This window comes from Candidatus Neomarinimicrobiota bacterium (assembly GCA_030743815.1).
Taxonomy (GTDB): Bacteria; Fidelibacterota; Marinisomatia; order Marinisomatales; family S15-B10; genus UBA2146.
On sequence record JASLRT010000086.1, the window covers coordinates 26,990 to 51,296 of the forward strand.

At 50.9% G+C, this 24,307-nt stretch carries 27 protein-coding genes; all 27 read left to right on the plus strand.

Annotated features, from left to right (window positions below; translation table 11 throughout):
* Window positions 1–125 precede the first annotated feature (125 nt).
* Window positions 126–542 (plus strand): Rrf2 family transcriptional regulator, encoded by a 417-nt coding sequence (locus QF669_06990; protein ID MDP6457175.1) that lies wholly within the window; start codon window positions 126–128, stop codon window positions 540–542.
* Window positions 543–587: 45 nt separating this feature from the next.
* Window positions 588–1,439 carry a cytochrome c oxidase subunit II gene (gene coxB, locus QF669_06995; GenBank protein MDP6457176.1) on the plus strand — a complete coding sequence of 284 codons (852 nt, stop codon included), beginning with the start codon at window positions 588–590 and terminating at the stop codon, window positions 1,437–1,439.
* A complete protein-coding gene (locus tag QF669_07000; protein ID MDP6457177.1) occupies window positions 1,439–3,151 on the plus strand; it encodes a cbb3-type cytochrome c oxidase subunit I in 1,713 nt (570 codons plus the stop codon). The genes coxB and QF669_07000 overlap by 1 nt, the downstream gene beginning before the upstream one ends.
* A gap of 18 nt (window positions 3,152–3,169) precedes the next feature.
* On the plus strand, window positions 3,170–3,760 hold the full coding sequence (locus QF669_07005; GenBank protein ID MDP6457178.1) for a heme-copper oxidase subunit III: 591 nt from the start codon (window positions 3,170–3,172) through the stop codon (window positions 3,758–3,760).
* Window positions 3,761–3,786: 26 nt separating this feature from the next.
* Window positions 3,787–4,374, plus strand: a complete 588-nt coding sequence (locus QF669_07010) for a heme-copper oxidase subunit III (GenBank protein MDP6457179.1) — start codon at window positions 3,787–3,789, stop codon at window positions 4,372–4,374.
* A gap of 17 nt (window positions 4,375–4,391) precedes the next feature.
* Window positions 4,392–4,673 (plus strand): cytochrome C oxidase subunit IV family protein, encoded by a 282-nt coding sequence (locus QF669_07015; protein ID MDP6457180.1) that lies wholly within the window; start codon window positions 4,392–4,394, stop codon window positions 4,671–4,673.
* 4 nt (window positions 4,674–4,677) lie between these two features.
* Window positions 4,678–4,917 (plus strand): hypothetical protein, encoded by a 240-nt coding sequence (locus tag QF669_07020; protein MDP6457181.1) that lies wholly within the window; start codon window positions 4,678–4,680, stop codon window positions 4,915–4,917.
* Window positions 4,895–5,482 (plus strand): SCO family protein, encoded by a 588-nt coding sequence (locus QF669_07025; protein ID MDP6457182.1) that lies wholly within the window; start codon window positions 4,895–4,897, stop codon window positions 5,480–5,482. Before QF669_07020 ends, QF669_07025 begins: the two co-directional genes overlap by 23 nt.
* 300 nt (window positions 5,483–5,782) lie before the next feature.
* Window positions 5,783–6,367, plus strand: coding sequence for an SCO family protein (locus tag QF669_07030; protein ID MDP6457183.1), 585 nt, complete (start codon window positions 5,783–5,785; stop codon window positions 6,365–6,367).
* Between the two features lie 20 nt (window positions 6,368–6,387).
* A complete protein-coding gene (locus tag QF669_07035) occupies window positions 6,388–6,921 on the plus strand; it encodes a DUF420 domain-containing protein (GenBank protein MDP6457184.1) in 534 nt (177 codons plus the stop codon).
* Window positions 6,922–7,016: 95 nt separating this feature from the next.
* Window positions 7,017–9,281 (plus strand): M14 family zinc carboxypeptidase, encoded by a 2,265-nt coding sequence (locus QF669_07040; GenBank protein MDP6457185.1) that lies wholly within the window; start codon window positions 7,017–7,019, stop codon window positions 9,279–9,281.
* Window positions 9,274–11,034, plus strand: a complete 1,761-nt coding sequence (locus QF669_07045; GenBank protein ID MDP6457186.1) for a S8 family serine peptidase — start codon at window positions 9,274–9,276, stop codon at window positions 11,032–11,034. The genes QF669_07040 and QF669_07045 overlap by 8 nt, the downstream gene beginning before the upstream one ends.
* A 117-nt stretch (window positions 11,035–11,151) precedes the next feature.
* Complete coding sequence (locus QF669_07050; GenBank protein ID MDP6457187.1) at window positions 11,152–11,688, plus strand: CBS domain-containing protein; 537 nt, start codon at window positions 11,152–11,154, stop codon at window positions 11,686–11,688.
* Between the two features lie 13 nt (window positions 11,689–11,701).
* Window positions 11,702–12,424: a hypothetical protein gene (locus QF669_07055; protein MDP6457188.1), complete on the plus strand. Its 723-nt coding sequence runs from the start codon at window positions 11,702–11,704 to the stop codon at window positions 12,422–12,424.
* A 228-nt stretch (window positions 12,425–12,652) separates the two neighbouring features.
* Window positions 12,653–13,519, plus strand: coding sequence for an MBL fold metallo-hydrolase (locus QF669_07060; GenBank protein ID MDP6457189.1), 867 nt, complete (start codon window positions 12,653–12,655; stop codon window positions 13,517–13,519).
* Between the two features lie 16 nt (window positions 13,520–13,535).
* The gene (locus QF669_07065) at window positions 13,536–13,874 is read left to right on the plus strand and encodes a hypothetical protein (protein MDP6457190.1); all 339 of its coding nucleotides are present in this window, start codon (window positions 13,536–13,538) and stop codon (window positions 13,872–13,874) included.
* A gap of 3 nt (window positions 13,875–13,877) precedes the next feature.
* Window positions 13,878–14,528: an endonuclease III gene (nth, locus tag QF669_07070; protein MDP6457191.1), complete on the plus strand. Its 651-nt coding sequence runs from the start codon at window positions 13,878–13,880 to the stop codon at window positions 14,526–14,528.
* A 125-nt stretch (window positions 14,529–14,653) separates the two neighbouring features.
* Window positions 14,654–15,061, plus strand: a complete 408-nt coding sequence (locus tag QF669_07075) for a 6-carboxytetrahydropterin synthase (protein MDP6457192.1) — start codon at window positions 14,654–14,656, stop codon at window positions 15,059–15,061.
* The gene (locus tag QF669_07080; GenBank protein ID MDP6457193.1) at window positions 15,061–15,762 is read left to right on the plus strand and encodes a queuosine precursor transporter; all 702 of its coding nucleotides are present in this window, start codon (window positions 15,061–15,063) and stop codon (window positions 15,760–15,762) included. The genes QF669_07075 and QF669_07080 overlap by 1 nt, the downstream gene beginning before the upstream one ends.
* Entirely contained in the window at window positions 15,759–16,334 is a 576-nt protein-coding gene (gene folE / locus QF669_07085) for a GTP cyclohydrolase I FolE (GenBank protein ID MDP6457194.1), read from the plus strand. The genes QF669_07080 and folE overlap by 4 nt, the downstream gene beginning before the upstream one ends.
* Window positions 16,334–17,194 carry a deoxyribonuclease IV gene (nfo, locus tag QF669_07090; protein MDP6457195.1) on the plus strand — a complete coding sequence of 287 codons (861 nt, stop codon included), beginning with the start codon at window positions 16,334–16,336 and terminating at the stop codon, window positions 17,192–17,194. The genes folE and nfo overlap by 1 nt, the downstream gene beginning before the upstream one ends.
* A 10-nt stretch (window positions 17,195–17,204) precedes the next feature.
* Complete coding sequence (gene lpdA, locus QF669_07095) at window positions 17,205–18,602, plus strand: dihydrolipoyl dehydrogenase (GenBank protein MDP6457196.1); 1,398 nt, start codon at window positions 17,205–17,207, stop codon at window positions 18,600–18,602.
* Window positions 18,603–18,629: 27 nt separating this feature from the next.
* Window positions 18,630–19,379, plus strand: a complete 750-nt coding sequence (lipB, locus tag QF669_07100) for a lipoyl(octanoyl) transferase LipB (protein MDP6457197.1) — start codon at window positions 18,630–18,632, stop codon at window positions 19,377–19,379.
* A 5-nt stretch (window positions 19,380–19,384) separates the two neighbouring features.
* Window positions 19,385–21,403 (plus strand): thiamine pyrophosphate-dependent enzyme, encoded by a 2,019-nt coding sequence (locus QF669_07105; protein MDP6457198.1) that lies wholly within the window; start codon window positions 19,385–19,387, stop codon window positions 21,401–21,403.
* Between the two features lie 15 nt (window positions 21,404–21,418).
* Window positions 21,419–22,696 carry a dihydrolipoamide acetyltransferase family protein gene (locus QF669_07110; GenBank protein ID MDP6457199.1) on the plus strand — a complete coding sequence of 426 codons (1,278 nt, stop codon included), beginning with the start codon at window positions 21,419–21,421 and terminating at the stop codon, window positions 22,694–22,696.
* 2 nt (window positions 22,697–22,698) lie between these two features.
* Window positions 22,699–23,529, plus strand: a complete 831-nt coding sequence (locus QF669_07115; protein ID MDP6457200.1) for a methyltransferase domain-containing protein — start codon at window positions 22,699–22,701, stop codon at window positions 23,527–23,529.
* On the plus strand, window positions 23,526–24,307 hold a 782-nt coding region (gene lipA / locus QF669_07120; GenBank protein MDP6457201.1), incomplete at its 3' end, for a lipoyl synthase. The genes QF669_07115 and lipA, both read left to right, overlap by 4 nt.

A 24,307-nucleotide genomic window follows, 5' to 3' on the forward strand; every position in this document is an offset into this window, starting at 1 on the left:
TTTCTTGATGAAAATCAATTCCCCATTTGAGTCATCTCATTGTTTCTCTCCAGAGAATTATTGATTATCCAGAGGCTATTATGACCAATGAGATCACATTAGTAGTCATTCAGGGGAAGTGAGAGATGCGATTGTCTATGACGGGAGAATATGCGGTGAGAGCCATGCTCTACCTTACCGCTCAAACGCCTGGTCACTTAAGTCTTATTGCAGATATATCAAGGAGTGAGGAAGTCCCGGAGACAATTCTCAGAAAGATTATGGCACAGCTGGTGAAATCGGGACTTGTAAGATCTTTCCGGGGGAGCGGCGGTGGTATCAGACTGGCCAGGGCACCCGAGGCTATTTCTTTGTTGGAGATAATTGAGACGATTGAGGGAAGAATCTATCTCAATCAGTGCCTTATCGCTCCCGATTTCTGTGACCGGATTTCGGGCTGCACAGTTCACCCGGTATGGCGCGAAGTGCAGGATAGCATGGTCAACATACTTGGGGGAAAGTCGTTGAAGGATTTGGTTGCGGCAGATCTGGAAGAGGCGTGACGGTTGCGTCATAAAGACGGAACTCAGACCATAAGGAAGAGGGAAATGATGAATAACATTATACTCAGTTGGAAGAGAAAAGTGAGACGGGGTCTCGATACTATTGTGCGACATGCCTGGGGAATCTGGTTTATGGATCCGCCTGAAGATGTTTCGCTCGACGGTTATCGGATAGATAATGTGATTCAATACATCGATACCGTGGTAACTATCTACTTCGGCATCGTAGTCCTGGCACTTCTCTATTTTGTTATCAGATACCGTTCCCGGCCGGGACATAAGGCTGTCTACGATAGAGGGGATACCAAGAAGCATGTCGCTATTACTGTTGCCATGGGACTTCTGGTCTTCTTCTCCATCGATGTAGTCATCGAGACTATGTCTTTCAGGGACTTGAAAGAAGCATTCTGGAATTTTCCGACGGGAGACAATGTTGTTCGTGTAGAAATCATGCCGCAGCAGTTTGCCTGGAATTTTCGCTATCCGGGACCCGATGGCGAGTTCGCCACCGATGATGACATCATTCCCGCTCAAAACCAGATGCATATTCCTGTCAATACACCGGTAGTGGTTGAGATTGCACCATACGATGTCGTGCACTCCTTTTTTCTCCCCAACTTCCGTGTCAAGATTGATGCCACGCCCGGCAGGACCAATGCTATGTGGTTTCAGGCGACCAAAACAGGTGTGTTTGAGATAGCATGTGCGGAGTTGTGCGGTAACAGTCATTACAGAATGAAGGGGTATCTTACTGTCCAATCGAGAGAGGATTACGACGCCTGGCTGGATGAACTGCGGGCTGAAGCTGAAGAATACGAGGACGAGTGGGAAGACAATGAATTGGTTGAGGAACAGATTCCCACTGATTGGGGATGGGTCTGGAAGGAGGCTAAGTAATGGCGACTGAAAATCAATCTTTTTGGGTGAAATATATTTTTTCGACCGATCATAAAGTCATCGGCAAACAGTTCTTGTGGCTGGGGATATTCTTCCTCTTCTTTGGTGGATATCAAGCCATGTTGATCCGCTGGTCGCTGAGTCACACGATGGAGGCTCTTCCCTGGTGGTTAACCTTGAAATTGTTATACGGATCCACCGAGGGAATCATAACTCCCGACGGTTACAATCAATTGATAACAATGCACGGGACTATCATGATCTTCTGGGCCATAACACCTTTACTGATTGGGGCCTTTGGCAATTTCTGTATCCCGCTGCAGATAGGCGCACCGGACATGGTCTTCCCAAAATTGAACATGCTTTCCTTCTGGGTATTTTTCCTGTCGGGTGTAGTTGTCCTGGCGTCTTACTTACTGCCTGCCGGCACTGCCGCAGCAGGCTGGACCTCTTATCCGCCGTTGAGCACCCCGGTCGGAGGCATTCCCGGATTGGGTCAACTGTTCTGGACTCTGGCGATAACACTTATGGGGACGGCTACTTTGATGGGTGCCATCAACTATATTACCACCATAGTTCGCTCACGGGCTCCGGGAATGGGATATTTTAAGATGCCCCTGACCGTATGGGGTCTGTTCCTGACCAGCATCCTTAACGCCCTGTTCGTACCCATCATTGCGGCGGGACTGATCATATTGCTCCTCGATCAGGCTCTCGGTACTCAGTTCCTTGTTGCCGGCGGAAAAGCGACAGTTCAAGGCGGTGATCCGCTTCTCTACCAGCACGTCTTCTGGATTTTCGGTCATCCGGAAGTCTATATCCTCATCTTGCCGGCATGGGGTGTTGTCTCTGACTTGTTGGCTGTGTTCGCCCGCAAGCCTGCCTTTGGTTATAAGGTAACTGCCGTCTGCATGTGTACCATCGTAACATTGAGCGGTATCGTGTGGGGTCATCACATGTATACATCGGGTATGAGCCCTCTGCTGGGCAAAGCGTTCATGTTTCTTACACTACTGATAAGCATCCCATCTTCCATATTTTTCCTAAACTGGCTCGGCACTCTGTGGCGGGGTAATCTCAAATTCGAAACGCCTATGCTGTTCGCCATGTCAGTCATGTGGGTATTTGCACTTGGCGGTTTGACAGGGCTGTATAATGCGACAATTACCTCAGACCTGTATGTGCACGATTCCTATTTCGTTGTTGGCCATTTTCACTATACCATGGCCGCATCGGTACTGTTTGCCGGTATGGCTGCAATCTACTACTGGTTCCCCAAGATGTTTGGCAAGACGATGAATCCGCTGCTGGGCAAGATACATTTCTGGCTGTCGTTTGTCCCTCTGAATCTGGTCTTCTTCAATATGATGGTGATGGGATATGCGGGACATCATCGCCGCTTATTCGATCCCAGCGAATATGATTTCTTAGCGCCCGTTTTAGGCCTGAACGAATTCATGACCTGGTCAGCCTTTGTCCTCGGTGCGGGGCAGCTGTTCTTTCTCTACAATTTCATCGATAGCTTAGTCCGCGGTGAAAAGGCTGAGAAAAATCCGTGGCAAGCCGCCACGCTGGAGTGGACGGTGGATGCACCGATCCCCCACGGAAATTATGCCGTTGTTCCTACGGTGCACAATGGACCGCACGAGTACAGCAATCCAAAAGTAACCGATAGAGACTGGATAGCTCAATCTGAGCCTATTCCCGGCTAGGAGTGGAGAGAAACGCCGTTGACGACCTCCCATACGTTGGCTCAAGATAACAGAGAAGATCAGTTTACTTCTTACTTCGGGATGCTGATTGCATTGGGATCCTGGGCCATGCTGTTTATCGCACTGTTTGCCAGTTACGGTATCATCAGGGTGCAAGCGGAGAACTGGGTATCACCGGCTTCAGATCCTTCGTCACTTCTTCTGGCTGCCATCAATACAGGAATTATTCTGATGAGCAGCTGGACCTATTATAGAGGTTACCGTGCCATTCTATCAGGAAACCTGTATTCGCTCAAGAACTGGCTTGTGATAACGATTATTGTGGGTGCCGGATTCCTGGTCATGCAGTTGAACCTGTGGCAATTGTTGACCCGGCGCGGATTTACCGCAACCTCACTGATCGAAGGTTCCGTGTTTTATATGTTATCAGGCTTGCACGGTATACACATCATTGGCGGTCTTGCTGCAGTTGTCTGGCTGCTGTGGAAAGTAACCAGACAGGCGATTAATACTCCCGGGCAATCCTTACCGGTCAGGCTGGTCGGACTATTCTGGCATTTCCTGACGGTTGTCTGGATTGCTCTATTCATCGCCGTTTTCATCATCTGATTTTATTGGAGATAAGGAGAAAATAGATGACTCAAGCACAGGCATTAGCAGTATCTGATCCATTTGGAAAAGCGACAACCGGAAAGCTGGGGATGTGGCTTTTCATCATCATAGACGGTCTCTCTTTTGCTGGATTATTGATCGGTGGCGCCGCACTACGGTCCGGTGGGGCGGATTGGCCACAAGCCGGTGAAATCCTGAATATCCCGCTGACAGCTTTCAATACGTTCCTGCTCATCTGTACCAGTTTTACCATGGTGATGGCCCTCAACTCCATCCAGAAAGGAGACCAGGCGGGGTTAAAGAAATTCCTGACCCTTACCATGGCAGGAGGACTGGTATTCCTGGGAATCCAGGTGTGGGAATATGTCCATTTCATTACAGACGGATTTATACCCAGTACCAGCATTTATGCGGCTGTGTTCTATGTGACCACCGGCTTCCACGGGCTGCATGTCACCTCGGGTGTGATATATATCGCCTGTATTCTCTGGGCAGCAAACCAGGGGCGCTATTCAGCCGATAACTGGGATCATGTGGAAATTCTGGGCCTTTTCTGGCACTTTGTCGATCTGATCTGGATTTTCGTCTTTACAGTGATTTACCTCATCTAACTTCAAGGGAGGCGAATATGAGTGATGCTCATAAGAAAACTTATCTACAGAACGCCATCTGGCTGGCCGTATTGACTGTTCTAGAACTGGGGGTTATAAACCTGTCAATACCCAGAATGGGACAGATAGTTTTGCTGTTTGCATTTGCGGCCACCAAAATGATGCTCGTGGCGATGGTCTATATGCATCTGCGTTACGAGACAAAGGTGCTGAGAAGGATTCTGTTCATACCGATACCGGCGGGTATCATCTTTGCCTGGGCGCTGATGTATGACCTACCGTTCCGGTGGGTAATGTAAAACTGTGAAAACCCTCAGATCCTTATTCTTTACTGCTGTTGCCCTGATTCTTACTGTCCTGCCACAGATTGTTTTAGCCTGTCCCTATTGCACAGGTCAATCCGGTGAAAACTACATCAAGACAATCATGATGCCGGTAGTCACCCTTCTTAGTGCTCCTTTTTTCGTTTTCGGCGTGATAGGACTTATACTCTTCAAGCACCAGAAAGGCGAAAAGAACGGTGAAGAAGACAAGATCAGTTGACATTATTTTCTGGCTTATGTTTGTTGGTGTCGGTTTTGCCACCGGCGCCTACCTGGTGCACAGGGACATGTCCGACGGTTTTGGCGCGGTCACCTACGGTAAAATACCGCGTTTTGAGCTTATTGATCAGAAGGAAGAACCTTTTACGTTCAAGGATCTTAATAATGAAGTGTGGGTTGCAAATTTTATCTGTACCACTTGCGCCGGGCCGTGCACGTCTATGAGCGAAATAATGGCATCGCTCCACAAGCAACTAAACTATGAGCACGATATTCACACGGTGTCTATCACTGTTAATCCTGAATACGACAATGCGCAAATACTCAAAACTTATAGTGATCGATACGATGCAGATCATGACCGCTGGCACTTCGTGACAGGGAGCAGGGACAAAATTAAGGAACTGGCTGTAGATGGATTTCACATCGGGGTTAAGGAGGATGTAATCTCCCACAGCACACTATTTGTGCTGGTGGATCAAAATCGGATCATTCGCGGCTATTATAACGGTACAGAGCTGGACGAAATAAAAAAGCTGGTACGGGACGTTAAAAGGCTTTTGTAATCGCCAGTTAATCGCTAACCGAGCTACTCGCCGCTATATATATCGGGGCGTAGATGAATAGCCCCCATCAGTTATTGTCTATCTAACTGGCTTACGGTAGAGTAATAAGAGGGGCGGCGGTTGTCGCCCCTTTCTTTTCTCCAACGGGTGTGGACGGTCGCTCCTTCAGTAACTTTCGTAGACGGCGCAGGTTGAGCTGCTCCCAAAGCGTCGCGGAGCGTTCAGTTGAATATTGGCTATGACGGAGACTATCCTTAATTTCACCCTCGTATTGGCTGTCAAGATAAAAGGCGAACCGTATTGAGTCAAAAGATCAAAATACTAGTTTACGCAGGATTCGGAGCCATTATTCTGGCAGCAATCCTCTTGCGATGGAACTATCCTCCTCAGCCGGAACTGGCTGTTTTAGAAGAGCTGCCCGATTTCCATCTTACCGATCAGTCAGGCAACGCCTTCAGCCGTGATGATCTGACAGGAAAGGTGTGGGTAGCCGATTTCATCTTTACGACCTGCGCCGGTCCGTGCCCTATTATGTCCAGTCAGTTCACTGAACTTCAGGATCGATTCTCCCATCTGCCTGACTTCAGGCTACTCTCCATCTCCGTCAATCCCGAGTATGACACGCCGCAAGTGCTAAAAGAATACGGCGATCATTACAATGCGGACCACAGCCGGTGGTCGTTCCTGACGGGTGAGAGGGAGGCCATCCATAAGCTGGCGGTTGACGGCTTCCACATCGGTTCGGTGGAAGATCCTATTTTCCACAGTATACGCTTTATCCTTGTAGACAGTAAGGGGCGGATTCGCGGGTACTACATCAGCTCTGAGATGGATGAGATGAAGAAGCTGTGGCGCGATGTTGAGCGGCTCGCCGAATCAACCTGAGATTTTTCTCAAATCAGAACATGGCAGAGGAGAGCACCAGAACCGAAAGCTTCTGGACGCGTATCATCACCATTGCGTCGGGGGTCTTGGCTGCTGCTGTGGCATTGCTGATTCTCGGTCCTCGCCCAGAGGGGATAGAAGGCTCACTGGACGTATCCGGTCTGCCTCTCATCAACGCCATCTTCAACAGCATTACCACCGTCCTTCTGGTGACTGCCTACCTCCTCATCAGGAAGAAGAAGATCATCAATCACCGGCGGGTCATGCTGACGGCTTTCGGAACGTCCGCCCTCTTTCTGGTAACTTACGTCATCTACCACTGGTTTACCGTCGGACCAACACCCTACACCGGCGAATGGCGGGGATTGTACCTCTTCATCCTTTTCAGCCACATCCCGCTTGCAGCGGCGATTCTGCCGCTGGCCATGGTGACCCTATATCGCGGGTGGAATATGCGCGTAAACAGACATCGTAAGATTGCAAGGATAACGCTGCCCGTCTGGCTGTACGTTTCGCTGACGGGAGTGATAGTCTATATAATGCTGTATCTCTAATCAGTACCGCGGCTCAGTCTACGAGCTTAAAGCACCTGTTGACTTGCCGCACTGCGTTTGAAATCTCTGGTGAGTTGGGTAACTTTGAGTGATCTATGAGGATTGTTAAGCTATTCACAGTTTCTACGTTCATCGCCACTTTTTTGTTGGGTGAGACCGTTTATCAGCAAGTGCGCGTTTTCTATACGGATGCCGCCGAACTTACCCAACTGGCTCAGATCGGCATTCCCCTCGATCACATCTACCACAGGAAAGGCGTCTTTGTTGAGGTTGTGGCGCTGCGGGAACAGGTGACCAAACTCGAACAGCTGGGGATGAGATACGAGATCCTTGTGGAAGACTTGACCGCATTCTACAAGAGTCGTCTCGATCCTGCTCTCCGCAGCGCGGAAGGATTTGAGTTGGGTTCCATGGGCGGTAACTATACCTATGATGAGATGGTGGCGGAACTCGATTCCCTGCGCCTTCTCTATCCTGCCTTAGTCTCGGAGAAAACGAGCATTGGACATTCACTCGAGGGTAGAGACATATGGGCAGTTAAGCTGTCTGACAATGTGGACGAGGACGAGACTACCGTGGGTGGCGGAGAACCTCTGGTTTTGTACACAGGATTGACCCACGCGCGCGAACCGGTGAGCATGATGAACCTCATCTACTTCATGTACTACCTGTGCGAAAATTACCGCGAGGACAAGCTTGCAACAGATATAGTAGATAACCGGGAACTGTGGTTTGTCCCTTGCGTCAATCCTGACGGTTATGTCTACAATCAATCGATCGAACCGAACGGCGGCGGTATGCACCGCAAGAACCGCCGGCCTGTTTGTGCCCAGAATCCGGGTATCGATCTTAACCGGAATTACGGCTACGCCTGGGGTGCAGATAACAACGGCTCCAGTCCCGATCCCTGTTCTTCAGTCTTCAGGGGCGACAGCGCTTTCTCAGAGCCAGAGACATCTGTTTTAAGAGATTTCATGCGGAGCAAGAATTTCAAGAACGTTCTCCACTACCACACCTATTCAAATCTACTCATCCACTCCTGGGGCGATGGAAGTTATCCTCCCGAACTGGATCTGAGCATGTTGCGCGAATACGGTGCCGAAATGACAAAATTTAATCATTATAAGGTCGGCACGGGGCCAGAGACGGTCGGTTATGGCGTCAACGGTGATGCCGTCGATTATTCCTACGGCACGCTGGGACTGGTGTCTTACACCCCGGAAGTGGGAAGCCGAAGCGACGGCTTCTGGCCGAGAACCAACCGGATTATGCCACTGTGTAAGGAGAACGTCTGGCCGAACCTCTATTTTGCGCTGATCGCTGGCCCCATTCTTTCCGTAACCAACGTTGAGCGAGATAAAGATTACGTGGAGCCGGGAGCTGAATTCACCATCAGCTTCGACATTATGAACCTCGGTCTTTCTTCAACTTCAGGATCGGTTCAGGCTGCCGCCTTACCTCTAAATTCAGCGGCGGAATTTTCACAGGCGACCCTCGATCTTGGTGCAATTGACGGTCGTGGAACAGGTGAGACGGCATTTGAGATCAGTGCTGTTCTGAGCGCCGCCGCTGTTGTCGGCTGTCCCGCCGGAATTGTTGTCAGCATGGATGACTCCGGTATCAGAACATTCACCGATACCGTCTCTTTCAGCGTCGGGACTCCGGCGACGAGCCTGTTAGATGATGCAGAATCCGGAATGGAAAAATGGAATCCTTCGAATTGGAGCCTCTCTTCAGATGCATACGAAGGTGATTATTCCATAACCGATAGCCCCAGCGGGGATTACAGGGACAACGCTGTTCTCCCTCTGACTCTCGATGATCCCGTTGATCTTTCGCAAAGTTCACAGAGTACTGTCAAGTTTAATGCCAAATGGGAGATCGAGGAAGACTACGATATGGTACAAATCCTGGCTTCAACTGATGAAATGTCATGGACGCCATTGTGGGGTAAATACTCGTCCGGTGGCAGCGATATGGGTGTGCAGCCGAGTGGGCGGCCGGTCTACCACGGATCCCAGATGCAGTGGGTTGCCGAGAGCGTTGATCTGTCACCATTTGACGGCGAACCTGCTGTCTATCTGCGTTTTGCCCTTCGGAGTGATGGTTACGTTCGGGGGGACGGCTTCTACTTTGATAATCTGCAGGTCGTTTCGTTTCTTCCCAAAAAGTTTTCTCTGGGCGATGTCTCGCAAGACTGTGTCATCAATAGGGCAGATGTCACCAGGGTAATGGAGATGATTCTCTGGCCGGAGATGGTGAACGATGAGGAGCGCCGTCTGGCCGACCTGAATCACGATACAAACGTTGATGTGTTCGATCTGGTCAAGCTCGTCGATATCATACTCGGAAATGAATGAGCCGGGTTGCTGGCGGGTATACTGCCTTATAACCCTTCTCGCTACTTTTTCGATTGTATCACTTTCCGCGTCTGACTCTGTTGACCGGCCGTTAATCCATCCGCAGTTAGAGGCGCTCGGTGGCAGGAGCGGTGGTCAGATCCACGCCTGGATTTACTTTACGGATAAAGGACCCGTCGGCTCAGCGGGCGCATCAAGCGATAAATGGCGTGAGTATCTCTCTCCAAGGGCGATACAGAGGCGCTCGGGAATTGGGATGACCGAAGTATCGACATTCCTGGATGTCCCTCTGGATGATGACTACATGACGAAAGTGCTGCGTACGGGTACGACACTGCGGCGGACGAGCCGGTGGCTGAATGCTCTCTCCGTATCAGCGACCCTGGAGAATCTTAATTTGATTGCAAAACTCCCCTTTGTGAAGAGGATTGATCCCGTTCTGGTCTCGCGCCGCCCCCTGCCGCAAGAAGAGAAACTCCAGCAGATGAGAAGCGGCAGACCGCCCCGATTCCTGTCTGATGTGTCGGACAGTCTGAACTACGGAGCGAGCCGGGAACAGATCGAACAGATCAACGCCCATCTTGCACACCAAGCCGGATATTCCGGGACGGGTGTTCTGGTTCTGATGCTCGATACAGGTTATCTGAAGGGACATGAATCTGTTGCTGAAGATCGGATAGTCGACGAATGGGATTTCATTAACAATGATGGTGACAGTCAGAACGAAGAGAACGATTCACCCAGTCAGCACAATCACGGCACTTACACCTACTCTGCCCTCGGAGGTTTCGCACCGGGATCATTGATCGGTCCTGCTTACGGAGTCCAGTTTCTGCTGGCAAAGACGGAGATCGTGGATCAGGAGATTGAGGCGGAAGAAGACAACTACGTGGCGGGATTGGAATGGGGCGAGCGCCTTGGAGCTGACATAGCGTCAAGTTCTCTCGGCTATCTTGACTGGTACACCTATGCCGATATGGACGGCAATACGGCAGTGACGACGCGCGCGGTGGATATAGCCGTCTCACTCGGAATGATCTGCGTTACTGCCGCCGGCAATGAAGCCCGTACTGACTGGCGTCATATCATCGCGCCTGCCGATGCTGATTCCGTCGTGGCTGTAGGGGCGGTCAATGCAGATGGAGAGATTGCCTCTTTCAGTTCCAGAGGTCCCACTTTTGACAATCGCATCAAGCCGGAAGTGTGTGCCCGGGGAGTCAATACTTCGTGTGCTTCCCCGGCCGGGGAAGCCCTCTATGCATCCATCGGCGGAACTTCGCTGGCTACCCCCCTCGTGGCGGGAGCCGTGGCGCTGATCCTTGAGGCGCATCCCGACTGGACACCCATGATGGTGAGGGAAGCACTGATGCGGACTGCATCTCACTCAGATTCGGCTAACAATACCTACGGATGGGGTATCGTCGATGTCTGGGCGGCTGTCAATTATGCATCCTTCACCGGGCCTCCCGATCCGACCATCCCTGAAAACTTCTTTCTTTCTGAGAACTATCCGAACCCATTCAATGAGTCAACCACGATCCGCTACGGTCTCCCGCAGGAAAACGAGGCAGTTCTCTCTGTCTACGATCTGCTGGGCAGGAAAGTGACTGATCTGTGGTCCGGCCAAAAGAGTATGGGCATGCACAGCTCGAATTGGACTCCCAGGGAAGAATCGTCTGGCATCTACTTCGTTACCTTGAAGGTTCCTGCCGCCGGATATGTGGAAACGCGCAAAATGATTCTACTGCGCTGAAGGAGCAGCATCAGTTTCCTTTGTCTTGATTTGTTGATGACGATTGTGTAACATTAGGTCTCTGGCGTAGATTTGCTCAGCGGAAAGATTACGTGAGCTTGTTTCTGGGAGGAAAATATGAGTGAGTTTTTAGATGATGAATTCCGGCAAATGGAAGAGCGGGAGCTGGAAGAAGAGATGGAAATACAGGAAGCCGTCTCCATAAAAGATCCTATAAGTTCTCTCGAACTGCAAAAGATGGTGGTTGTGGAGAGTGATACGACGGTGGCAAGTGTAATCGAGCTGTTTCAGGCTGAGAGAGTAGCATGCGTGCTGGTGTCCGAGAAAGGAACTCTTTTAGGCATCTTTACCGAAAGAGACGTAATTATGAAACTTGCCGGGAAAGGCTTAGACTACTCCAAGGAAGCGGTGAACGACTACATGACAAAATCTCCTAATGTACTGCGATCAGATGATCCCATCACCTTTGCCCTTAACAGGATGACAGAGGGCGGCTACCGCCATGTCCCCATCGTTGATTCACAAGGAAAGCCCGAGGGACTGGTGGGTATTCTCGACATTATCAGACATCTGGCTGTTTACTATTCGGATGAGGTCTTGAACTTGCCGCCTGAACCTCAGAGGGGAGCTCAGGAGAGGCCGGAAGGGGGATAAACTGTTCATTCTCATGGACTATCGTCAATTAAGACGTGATTACTTTCGCACAGGGGCGATCGTCATCCTGGTCGCTGTTCTCTTCGGTTGTTCGGCTCATCCGACAGTTGCCGATCACACCCTGAAAAAAGGCGAAAAGTACTACGGCTATACCCTGTCTGTGGAAAATGTGTTTCCGGTGGTTTTTTACCGCTTCGGACTGACAGACTACAGTGACCTGGGCTTGCGTCTTGGGATCCCCATTTACGGCTCCGGAATCGATTATTCGCGCGTGCTGTACGAAAAGGGTAGAAAGAGAGACGTTGTCAATCTTGGCTGGTCTGTGACTCCGAATATGAATTTTGACTTCACCTATTACAAATTCAGGCACTCCAAAAAACAAGGAAACTCCATGTACTGGGCTCTGCGGAGCATGTACATTCCCAAGGGAGTCATCGCCGGATCGAGCATGCGGCTTGGCGTCATTTTCGGTATCTACAGAAAAGGGAAAATCGGTATTGAAGGGGGCTATCTGCACGACTTCTCCAGTATACCTATTACCAAGCTTTTTTCGGCAACATGGGATGAAACTCATCCTGACTGGAACCCGAAGTACGCCGCTTTTCCTCTGGTTTCTGAAGGTGGACTCCCGACTGAACACTCTCGGATAGCCGGTCTATCCCTGCGCTTATCGGTAGCTCTGGGCGGATCTACTCCCGCTGCCCCCGAACCGCCGCCAGAAGAAACCAAAGAATAATTCTCATCGCAACGGAGGCACTGATGCTGATGTCACTTAGCTCCAGCCTCCTTGCATTCTCATCTACCGGAATATAAATTCGCCTTTCCAGTCATGGATGTTGAAGCCAGAAAAACTGCTTTCAGGATGATCGAAAACGGCGTCTTTGTTCTGACGACAAAGTCTGAGGAAGAGAGCTTTGGGTAGACCGAGAAAGCAGGGTCAGTTACTGTTTAATCGGGTATAAGGTTGCGGGTTGGATCATTTGATATTCATGCCCTCGAGACCAGTCACTGTGCGCTGGACGGCGGTGCCATGTTCGGTGTGGTTCCAAAGGTTTTATGGCAAAAGCAGATTGCGCCTGATTCCGAAAACCGAATTCCGCTTACGACACGCTCGCTGCTCCTTATAGGCGATGACAAACGCATCCTTGTTGACACGGGCAATGGTGACAAGTGGAACGAAAAGCTGCGTGCCATCTATGCCATTGATACCGATTCGGTGAATATCACCTCGGCTCTTACGGAATTCGAACTGACCACAGATGATATTACAGACGTCATTTGTACTCATCTTCATTTTGATCACGCCGGTGGAAATACTTGTCTGGACGAATCCGGCGCCGTAGTGCCGGCGTTTGCCAATGCCCGTTACTGGATTCAGAAATCTAATTGGGAGCGAGCGAACGCCCCTCAGGAAAAGGACAAGGCCAGCTATCGCTCGGAGAACTGGGAAGTGCTGGCTCAGAATGGGATGATCGAATTCGTTGATGGTGCAGAATCTTTTATGCCGGGTATCGAGATGGAGTTATTTGAGGGTCACACAGAAGGCCAGCAGCTGCCGCGGATATCTGATGGAGAGCGAACCGTCTTTTTTTGCGGAGATCTATTTCCCACCGTTGCCCATCTCAACATACCGTGGATCATGGCGTTTGATAATCATCCAGTCAAGACGATCGCTGAAAAGAAGAGCGCGCTGGCGCAGGCGGCAGACGAAGAGTGGATCCTCGTATTTGAACACGACCGGACACATGAGGCCGTCACCGTTTTCAGGGAAGGCGATAGATATAGCGTGGCTGATTTTAGCAGTCTTGAGGACGGGTCAGTCAGATCTTAGTTAAATGGTGTGAAGAGTGTCTGATATCGTCGCTTTCGTAGCCGATTTTGAACTGGGGACGCGTATTGCCTCTACTGCTGCTTCACATGGAGGCAACGTCATCTTTGTCGAGAGCCCCGAAAACCTTCCCGGTTCGGCTGACATGCTGATCATCGATCTCAACCGCGACGAAGATGAATGGATGTTCATGTTGAACACTGTTCAGCGCCAATTCCCTCAAGCGACAATTGTCGGTTATTCTGAGCGCGTTATGAAATCTCTTCATGCCAAGGCAAAGGAGGCAGGTTGTATGTGGGTCTTCCCCCAATCTTCCCTTATCAAGAATCTGCCGCAGCTTCTTGAGAAAGAGTCATAAGAGATGGCATCGGGAGAGACTCTCAAGATCGAGCAGAAAAGGGCCGAGAGAGTGGTTCATCTTTTAAGGGAGGAGTATACCAGGGCCGAGTGCAGCCTTGACTTCCAGACGCCGCACCAACTACTCGTTTCGACGATACTGTCAGCCCAATGTACTGACAAGCGTGTCAATCTGGTTACACCGCCGCTTTTTGAGAAGTATTCAGCCGTCAAGGATTTTGCCTATGCGGATGTGAACGAATTGGCTGCTGATATCCATTCGACGGGCTTTCACAACCAGAAGGCAAGATCGATCCAGGGGGCTAGTCTCATGATCTGGGAGGAGTACGGCGGGGAAGTGCCCGAGACGATGGATGAGCTCATCAGACTCCCTGGCGTTGGAAGAAAGACGGCCAACTGCGTTCTGGGGACGGCTTTTGGGATTCCCTCCATGGTGATCGATACTCATATGATCAGGATTATGGGACTCCTCGGCTTTACCGAATCTAAAGATCCGGTGAAAATCGAATTCGAAATGATGGAAATCTTTCCTGAAAAAGATTGGGTCGATTTGACACATCTTATCATCGGTCATGGGCGCCAGGTCTGCATCGCCCGGCGGCCACAGTGTGCTCATTGTTCTCTGAATGAATTGTGCCCCTCGTCGATGGTCTGACTGTGCCGGAACAGGACGTTTCCTGTCAGAGCGCCACCGTAGTCAAACCCCTTTTCAAATCTTTATAGTGTGGTTAAATTTCAGCGAGGATTTCATTTGTATCATACAAATAATGAGGTTGAGAGATGCCTTTTGTAACTAAGATCTTCAAATTCTGTGCTGCGCATCAGTACTGGAATACCTCATGGAGTGAGGAGAAGAACAGGGAAGTATTCGGCAAGGATGTGAGACTGCACGGACACAACTATTCTCTGGAGATAACTGTGTCGGGAGAGATTGATCAAGATACAGGATTCATTATTGATCTAAATGAATTGAAACGGCTGGTGAACAAGAAAGTAATTGATCAGATTGACCACGCAACCATTGAGAAGGATATCCCGCAGTTGAGGGGAAAGCAGCCTTCCACCGAGAATATGGTGATCTGGGTCTGGAATCAGATCAAACCAGAACTGAAGGCTGTCACCTTGCATCGAGTTCGCCTGCGTGAAACGCCCACAATCTATACCGATTATTTCGGGCCTGACGAGTAATGGAGTTCAAAGAAAGACTCTTCTTGTTTCTCAGCGGAATATTCATCACCGCGCTGGTATTAGGTAATGTTATTGGCACGACCAAGTTTGTTAATGTGTTCGGGCTAGTAGTCCCAGCCGGCGTATTGGCCTACCCATTCACCTTTCTGGCAACTGATCTGATCTGCGAACTGTACGGCAAGAAGCGCGCTCAGACACTCGTATGGATCGGCTTTATCATGAACTTCTTTATGCTCGGGCTGATGACACTGGGACATATCATGCAGGATGCACTGGGCGTGTCCGGTGCCACATCAACTTTTGAGAATGTGTACGAGTTTATGGTCGGGAACGTCATTGCCTCCATGGTGGCGTATCTTACCGCTCAAACTGTGGATGTTCATCTCTTCCACTTCTGGAAACGGCTGACAAAGGGGAAACATCTCTGGCTGCGGAACAATCTTTCCACAACGCTCAGTCAGCTGGTGGATACGACTGCAATTCTTACCATCCTCTTCTATGCCAATAATCTGGGTGAGAGTGTGGCATCGCTGGGAGATCTTCCCAGACTTATCTTATCTTCTTATCTGTTCAAGTTCTTTTTTGCTCTGTTTGATACGCCGCTATTCTATTTTAGTGTATGGAGATTAAAACCGAAAGTGCACGAAGATCCCGATGAGAAAACGTGGGGTTATCGTCCGTTCGCTGAGGAGGTGCTATGACCGGCGACAACATGAAGAAGATTCAATCTATCACCCTCGATCTCTTAAGGGAGATTGGGGAAGACCCTGACCGCGAGGGGTTGCAGAAGACTCCAGAACGAGTGGCGCGGGCTTGGAATCACTTTATTAAGGGCTATGGGGAGACGCCTGAGGAAGTTGTTGGCGACGCTATTTTTGAGGAGTTATGCGATGAAATTGTGATCGTGAAGGAGATCGATTTCTTTTCTCTGTGTGAACACCATCTCCTGCCGTTCAAAGGATGCGTTAACGTGGGGTATCTACCGGACAACAAGATCATCGGACTTTCGAAGATTCCACGCATTGTAGATATTTATGCGAGGAGACTGCAGGTTCAAGAGCGGATGACACAGCAGATTGCGGATGCCTTGCAGCAGGTGTTGAATCCAAAGGGGGTAGCGGTGATCATGGAAGCTGAACATCTGTGCATGCAGATGAGAGGGGTGGAGAAAAAGGCTTCGTTCATGGTGACATCGGCCGTGAGAGGTGCGTTTGAAAAGAATCAGAAGACGCGCGATGAATTCCTTTCTATTGTATCAACCGGGAGGACCTGATGGGACTGTTAGGAGCACACGTAAGCGTAGCCGGCGGAGTGGAAAATGCACCCGGCAGAGGTTCAGCCATCAAAGCCGATGCCATCCAGATCTTCACGGCTAATCAGAACCAGTGGTCTCCGAAGCAGCCGATGGAGGAGAACACTGCGGCCTTCCGTGCGAACATGAAGAGCGAGCGTCCAGAGGTGTGCGTTACTCACGACTCGTATCTCATCAATCTTGGCTCACCTGAACCCAAAAAGCTGAACATGTCCCGCAAGGCCTTTCTGGAGGAGATTGACCGCTGCGACGCCTGCGCAATCCCATACCTGATTTTTCACCCCGGTTCACATCTGAAAACGGGGGAGGAGGAGTGTCTCGCACGCATCGCGCAAAGTATCGACTACTGTCTCGACAAGCGGCCGGAATCGAAAGTGGATTTGCTTATCGAAAACACCGCAGGGCAAGGATCAAACGTCGGTTACCGCTTTGAACACCTGTGTTCTATCATAGACTGGGTCAAGCGGCCGGAGCGGATGGGAGTCTGTTTTGATACGCAGCACGGCTTCGCTTCCGGGTATGATATCCGGGATGAGAAGAGGTGGAATGCGACATTCAAGGAATTTGATCAGGTGGTCGGTCTGGAGTGGCTCAAGTCGTTCCACATAAATGATTCAAAGAAGGAACTGGGATCACGGGTGGACCGGCACGAGAAGATCGGACAAGGTTTATTGACAATGGAAACGTTCTGGTGTCTCGTCAATGACGAGCGATTCTCTCATCTGCCGATGGTGCTGGAAACACCGGTAGAAAACGAGATGGAGTACGCTGATGAGCTGGTAATTTTGCGAAATCTTATGGGTGTACCAAAACCTAATTAGGAGATCTATTGTGGCGAAGGGAAACAAGTACGATTTAATTGTTATTGGTGGCGGGCCGGGCGGTTATGTAGCTGCTATCCACGGGGCACAGTTTGGGAAAAACGTAGCTGTGGTGGAGCGGGATACGCTGGGCGGTGTCTGCCTCAACTGGGGCTGCATTCCGACGAAATCGCTGTTACACGACGCCGAGGTGCTCCATCTGGTGAAGAACGCCGGCAAGTACGGTATCGAGATCGGTGACTACAAGGTGGATTTCAGCGCCGTGGTCAAGCGGAGCCGCAAGGTCGCCAAGCGCCTCTCCAAGGGGATTGAGTACCTGATGAAGAAGAACAGGATTACCCATTTGAAAGGGGCGGCCACGATTCAGTCGTCTCACGATGTAGAAGTGACTTCCGAAGACGGCAGCAGGGTACTGGAAGCGGAAAACATCATTATCGCCGTGGGAGGGCGTAACCGGGAGATTCCTGGCCTGGAGACTGACGGCAAGCGGGTGATTTCGTACCGCGAAGCGATGACATTAGAGGAACCGCCAAAAAAAATGATCATCATTGGAGCCGGTGCTATCGGTGTGGAATTCGCCACCCTGTACCACGAGTACGGAACGGAAATACACCTGGTAGAGATGCTGCCGCAAATCCTTCCCCTGGAAGATGGAGAAATATCTGAAGCACTAAAGTCATACCTGAAGAAACGTGGAATGAATCTTCGCACGTCCGCGAAAGTGGAAAAGATTGATGCTCTCAAGACGAAGGTGAAGGTTCATCTCGCCGCAGGAGAAGAGAAAGAGGTGTTGGAAGCGGATCTGGCGCTGGTGGCGGTGGGCATCCAGGGGAATGTTGAGGATTTGGGGTTGGATTCCGCGGGTGTGCAGCTGGAGAACGGCTGGATCAAAACTGATCAGTTCTGTCAAACTACTGTTGAAGGCGTTTACGCCGTCGGTGATGTAACCGGTCCGCCGTGGTTGGCGCACGTGGCGTCTGCCCAGGGCCGTATCGCGGCGGCTCATCTCAGTGGCCGAAATCCAACGCCCCTTGACTACACCAGCATCCCGGCGTGCACTTACACCCGGCCGCAGGTGGCATCCATCGGCTTGACGGAAGAAGCGGCGCAGGAGGCCGGTCACGAGCTGAAGGTTGGCCGCTTTCCCATGCGTGCCAGCGGCAAAGCGTTGGCACAGGATGACACCGACGGCTTCATCAAGATCCTCTTCGACGCCCAGTACGGTGAACTGCTGGGTTGTCACATCATTGGACCGGAGGCGACGGAACTGATCGCCGAAGTGGCGGCGGCCAAGATGCTGGAGTCTACCTACAAAGAGATCGTGGAAACAGTACACGCTCACCCCACCATCGCTGAGGCAATCATGGAAGCAGCAGCTGATGCTTATGGGGAGGCGATTCATATTTAAGCTGGAGTAATGGAAAGATGGAGTTGTGTGACGGTCATAGAAGATGAGGACGTTAGGAGTAAAATGTTAGATGTGAGATGGCATCAACCACTGGCGCGAGATCTGGTTCCGCCCTATTCCGCTTCTCGTCTTAAGCAGCTGGAAGTTCAACGGTTAGGGAGAAGACTCTATAGCGAGGTGTGGGAGTACCAGAAAAATCTGATGGAGCAGCGAAAAAAAGGACGTATCCTGGACACACTAATCTTAGTAGAACATGAACCGGTCTACACGTTGGGTAAGAACGGTGACGAGAACCACCTGTTGCAGTCCCGCCGGCGCGAAATCCCGGTGTTCCGTACCGAACGCGGTGGGGATGTGACTTACCACGGCCCGGGGCAGTTGGTGGGCTATCCTATTCTCGATCTCCACGACCACCGTATGAGTGTCAGCTGGTACATGCGCTCGCTGGAGGAGGTGCTCATCAGCACGCTGGCTGACTTTGATATCACGGCGGAACGTCAGGGAGGTGTGACGGGCATATGGGTGGGTGATCAAAAAATTGCATCACTCGGTGTACGGTTGTCGCAATGGGTCTCGATGCACGGCTTTGCTTTCAATGTCAATACCGATCTCAGCTACTTCGACGGCATTATCCCGTGCGGGATCTTTGAAAGTGGCGTTACTTCCATGGAGAAAGTACTTGATGCCAAACAGTCATTGAATGCTGTAGAGAGGGTGGTGGAGAATCAGTTCAGAGCGATCTTCGGTTTCGAACGGAAAGTGAAAACAGGAGAGTAGAGACGGTGCCCAGATTTCACGGCTTTACAAAGAAACAGTTACTCGATGTATACCGCAACATGGCTCTATCGCGCAGACTGGACGAGAAGATTCTCATCCTTTTGCGGCAAGGGAAGAGTGCTTTTCACACCGGCGGTTCCGGGCATGAAGCGGCACAGCTGGCGGCGGCGCAGGTGATTCGCCGCGGTGAAGACTGGCCGTTTCCCTATTATCGTGATATGGCGTTCACCATTGGACTGGGAATCACTGGTCGGGAACAGCTTCTCTCGTCTATTTCCAGAGCGGAGGATCCCTATTCCGCGGGCAGGCAGATGCCGACCCACTTCAGCAGTAGAGAACTCAACATAATCACGCAATCGAGCGTCACCGGTACCCAGTATCTGCAAGCGGTTGGCTGCGCCATGGCACTGGTGAAAGGGGGAGAAAAAGGGGTAGTCTACGTCTCGTCGGGTGAAGGGACCACAAGCCAGGGTGATTTTCATGAAGCGCTTAACTGGGCGAGCCGGGAAAAGCTCCCGGTAATATTCCATATTGAGGACAATAAGTATGCTATTTCGGTGCACGTTTCGGAGCAGACATCGGGAGGGTCAGCATACGGCATAGTGGCGGGATACAAAAATCTTGCCCGTTTCCAGGTTGACGGCACAGACTTTTTCGAGGCTCACATGGCATTCCGCAAAGCTGCTGACAGGGCCCGGAAAGGGAAAGGTCCCAGCGTTGTCGTCTCGGACGTTGTCCGTCTACTGCCTCACTCTTCTTCCGATGACCAGAAGAAGTACAGAGATAAAGAAGAATTGGAAGCCGATAGAAAGAGAGATCCAATTAGCCGGTTCTCTGATGCCTGTGCTGAAGGTGGTGTCATATCCCGTAAGGAATTCGAGAAGATCGATGCGGAAGTCAGACAGTCGGTAGAAGAAGATGCGGAATGGGCCGAGGCGAGACCACTTCCTTCCCCGGAGACTGCCACCAGATATGTCTACAGTGAAGATGATGAAACAACCGCGCTGGAAGAATCTGAGCCCAGCTATATTTCAGATCGAATCGTTCCGGTGGATGCTGTCAACCATGCGCTTCATGAGGAGATGGCCAGGAATAAAAAGATGGTGATCTACGGTGAGGATGTGGCAGATTTGAAGGGCGGTGTCTTTACAGCGACAAAGGGTCTCACGGCAGAATTCGGTAAGGAGCGGGTATACAATTCACCGCTTGCTGAGTCATCTATCATAGGAACGGCAATTGGGATGGCGTGCGTCGGCTGGAAACCGGTAGTGGAAATTCAGTTCAGCGATTTCATTTGGACGGCTATGATGCAGATCCGCAATGAAATGGCAACGATTCGTTACCGGTCGAATAATGAGTGGAGTTGTCCCATTGTGATCCGGGTCCCTGTGGGTGGATATGTCCATGGCGGCATATTTCACAGTCAATCGATTGACGGCTATTTTTTACATCTTCCTGGTATACGGATTGCTTATCCTTCCAATAGTGCCGATGCCAAGGGACTTCTGAAGACGGCGTGCCGTATGGACGATCCTGTTATATTCATGGAACACAAGAGTCTCTACCGTTTTGTTCCCGCCGCCACGCCGGAGCCGGATGAGGATTACCTGCTGCCGTTTGGCAAGGCGAGGACTGTAAAGGAAGGATCTGATCTCACCATTATCACTTACGGCATGATGGTTTACAAGAGTCTCGAAGCGGCCAGATCGCTTGAATCGTCCATGGGCGTCTCTATCGAAATCATTGACTTGCGCACGCTCAACCCCCTCGACTACGATTCTATAGAGCGTTCGCTGCATAAGACTAGCAAGGCGCTGGTTGTCTATGAGGATAACATTACAAACGGTGCCGGGGCGGAGATATCAGCCATTATTGCCGATCGATATTTTGAGCTTCTGGACGGACCGGTAAAGCGGGTGGCAGCCAAGGACTGCCCCGTCGGGTTCAGCGCCGTTATTGAGGATGTAGTCTTACCGCAGGCGGAAGATGTGGCGCAAGCAGCGCAGGAATTGATAGAATATTGAGATTGTGGAGAAGTTGTGCTTGTTGATGTTATAATGCCGAAACTTGGTGAATCGATCACTGAGGGGACCATCATCGAGTGGCGCAAACAACTGGGCGATGAAATCGGTAAGGACGAGGCTCTGCTGGATATCGGTACAGACAAGGTCGACTCGGAGATACCGTCACCTGCCGTCGGTGTTGTCGTGGAGATTCTGGCGCAGCCTAACGACGTTATTCCGGTGGGTGAAACTATCGCCCGGATCGAGACAGACAGTGATGCGGCTGTTGTTGTACCGTCCGGGGAGGAAGAGTCTCAAGCCACAGCTGAGATAGATGAAGGTGTGGAGGTGGAGCCTGAACCCGCCGATGGTGATGAGCCAGAAGCGGTTATAGATAAAACTGCGCCGACTGCACGACAGCCAAGGGAGAAGAGGCAATATTATACTCCGCTGGTGAGATCAATCGCCAGGAAGGAAAACATTGCTGAAGATGAGCTGGCGGCCCTCGAAGGCAGTGGTCGAGGAGGCAGAGTGACGAAAGCAGATATTCTCGCCTACCTTAAGGCAGGCAGGATGGCGTCTGTATCTGTCACCCCGGCCCCAGGTCTCAAGGAAGAGGTGGTGGAATTGTCGCGCATGCGTCAGATCATTGCGGAACACATGAGGCTCAGTCTTGATACATCAGCGCATACCTATCTTATCTCCGAGTGCGACGTCTCCGGCATCGTGGAATACGTGACACAGGAAAAAGATCGTTTCCTGCTGCGTGAAAGTTTTGAACTGACATACACCCCCTTCTTTATTCAAGCGGCTGTCAGGGCTATAGAGCATTATCCCATTTTTAACGCTTCTCTTGACGGAACCACAATTCACCATCACAGGAATATCAACATCGGTCTGGCGGTAGCGCTTGAAGAGGGTCTTATGGTTCCTGTCATTAAAAACTGCGAAGAGCTCAATTTTTTCGGCATTTGCCGTAAGACCCGCGACCTGGCGCAAAGGGCGAGGAGCGGCAACATTTTACCCGATGAATTGCAAGGTTCTACCTTTTCAATCACCAATTACGGCGTTTTCGGCAACATCCTCGGGACACCTATAATCAACCAGCCTAATGCGGCGATCCTCGGTGTTGGCGCTGTGAAGAAGAAACCGGTAGTGAGGGAATCGGAGCACGGCGACGCCATCGTAGTCCGTTCCATGGTCTATCTCTCTCTCGGCCTGGACCATCGCCTGATTGATGGCTCCGGCGGCGGGCGGTTTTTGCAGCGAATGGTAGACTGCCTGGAGAATCTAAATACGTCAGTGTTGTTGTAGCTATGGCTAAGATTGATCACGTGTTGAAATTGTATGCGGAGACGATCCGGTCGCCGTATCTGCATTACGGATTATGGGAGAATCCTGAAACTGTGGACGTTGAATCTACCACTCTTTCTGAGATTCGTGACGCTCAGGAGAGGTATATTGTCCATTTAGCCGATCTCATTCCGGCAGGCGTCAAAACAGTACTGGATGCAGGATGTGGAATTGGAGGTAACACCGCTTTTCTCAAGGAGCGGGGATTTGAAGTGGAAGCGCTGTCGCCGGACAGTTATCAGGAGGAGCTGTTTCATCAGAAGTTCAATTCTGACGTCAAATTCTACAGGACACGGTTTGAGAGTTTCGAGACACAGAAGAAATATGATCTGATCCTTATGAGCGAGAGTGCGGCATATATCCGCATGGAGTCTGGGATTGAAAAAGCGTGGTATCTGCTGTCGACGGGCGGATATTGGCTGGTTTCCGACTATTTCGTCAGCAGCTCCGATGGTGGCGACAGTCCGCATCTCAAATCGGCCCACCGCCTCGACCGTTATCTGGAGGCGGCAAAGAGTGGGGGTTTTGATCTGATCGTTGAGCGAGATATCACCGAAAATGTGATGCCGACACTCGATGCGGCATACCATTTCTATAACCGGTTTATCGTGCCGATGGCCGAATATGCATCGCACTCCGCGACAAAGAATGCGCCAAAGCTGTCTAAGCTCTTCAAGTTGGTCTACGGTAAGAAAATCAGGCAGAAGATGGATCAAGTGGATTATCTTAAGAGCAGTGAATTCCGCAAGTATCGAAAGTACATGGTGCTCCTTTTTCAGAAGGGGGAGAGATGACGCCCGCAGTGAGGAGTAGTGAAGCTAATCCTCAGATGGAGCGAAAGCCCGACTGGCTGAAGGTTACTCTGCGGAGCGGCCAAAACTTTTCCGAGCTGAAGGGGATGGTGCGTGACGGGAATCTCCACACCGTCTGCGAAGAAGCGCTCTGCCCCAACATCTATGAGTGCTGGGAGAGGCGGTCTGCCACTCTGATGATTCTCGGTGATGTCTGCACACGATCGTGCGGTTTCTGTAATGTGAAGACGGGGAAGCCGACATGGTACGATGCCCGGGAACCGCAACGGACGGCGGAAGCTGTGCATCAAATGCAGCTGAAGCACTGTGTCATCACTTCCGTCAATCGCGACGAACTGCCGGATGGCGGCGCTTCGATATGGGAAGAAACAATTCGCTCTATCCGCCGGTTGAATCCTGACTGTTCGGTGGAGGTGCTCATCCCTGATATGAAGTCCGACGATGAGGCACTGCTGACAATTTTCACTGCACAGCCGGATATTCTCGGGCACAACGTAGAGACTGTGCCGAGGTTTTACGGTGAGGTCCGTCCGCAGGCGAGGTACGACTGGTCACTGGCAGTGCTGAGACGTTCAAAGGAGTTTGGTCTGAGGACGAAGACCGCTTTCATGGTCGGTCTCGGCGAGACGGCTGAAGAGGTGTTTTCCCTCATGGAAGATGTTGCGGAAACAGGCTGTGATATCCTCGCCATCGGACAGTATCTTCGTCCTACGAGACGCCATGTTCCTGTGCAAAGATTTGTTCATCCCGATGAGTTTGC

Excerpts from the sequence above, each read along its gene's own strand:
- nfo (MDP6457195.1), top strand. The coding sequence starts at position 16,334 with ATGGGACTGTTAGGAGCACACGTAAGCGTAGCCGGCGGAGTGGAAAAT.
- QF669_07050 (MDP6457187.1), top strand. The coding sequence starts at position 11,152 with ATGAGTGAGTTTTTAGATGATGAATTCCGGCAAATGGAAGAGCGGGAG.
- QF669_07075 (MDP6457192.1), top strand. The coding sequence starts at position 14,654 with ATGCCTTTTGTAACTAAGATCTTCAAATTCTGTGCTGCGCATCAGTAC.
- QF669_06990 (MDP6457175.1), top strand. The coding sequence starts at position 126 with ATGCGATTGTCTATGACGGGAGAATATGCGGTGAGAGCCATGCTCTAC.
- QF669_07080 (MDP6457193.1), top strand. The coding sequence starts at position 15,061 with ATGGAGTTCAAAGAAAGACTCTTCTTGTTTCTCAGCGGAATATTCATC.
- QF669_07000 (MDP6457177.1), top strand. The coding sequence starts at position 1,439 with ATGGCGACTGAAAATCAATCTTTTTGGGTGAAATATATTTTTTCGACC.
- coxB (MDP6457176.1), top strand. The coding sequence starts at position 588 with ATGATGAATAACATTATACTCAGTTGGAAGAGAAAAGTGAGACGGGGT.
- QF669_07035 (MDP6457184.1), top strand. The coding sequence starts at position 6,388 with ATGGCAGAGGAGAGCACCAGAACCGAAAGCTTCTGGACGCGTATCATC.
- QF669_07015 (MDP6457180.1), top strand. The coding sequence starts at position 4,392 with ATGAGTGATGCTCATAAGAAAACTTATCTACAGAACGCCATCTGGCTG.
- QF669_07045 (MDP6457186.1), top strand. The coding sequence starts at position 9,274 with ATGAATGAGCCGGGTTGCTGGCGGGTATACTGCCTTATAACCCTTCTC.
- QF669_07040 (MDP6457185.1), top strand. The coding sequence starts at position 7,017 with ATGAGGATTGTTAAGCTATTCACAGTTTCTACGTTCATCGCCACTTTT.
- QF669_07010 (MDP6457179.1), top strand. The coding sequence starts at position 3,787 with ATGACTCAAGCACAGGCATTAGCAGTATCTGATCCATTTGGAAAAGCG.
- nth (MDP6457191.1), top strand. The coding sequence starts at position 13,878 with ATGGCATCGGGAGAGACTCTCAAGATCGAGCAGAAAAGGGCCGAGAGA.
- QF669_07115 (MDP6457200.1), top strand. The coding sequence starts at position 22,699 with ATGGCTAAGATTGATCACGTGTTGAAATTGTATGCGGAGACGATCCGG.
- folE (MDP6457194.1), top strand. The coding sequence starts at position 15,759 with ATGACCGGCGACAACATGAAGAAGATTCAATCTATCACCCTCGATCTC.
- QF669_07055 (MDP6457188.1), top strand. The coding sequence starts at position 11,702 with ATGGACTATCGTCAATTAAGACGTGATTACTTTCGCACAGGGGCGATC.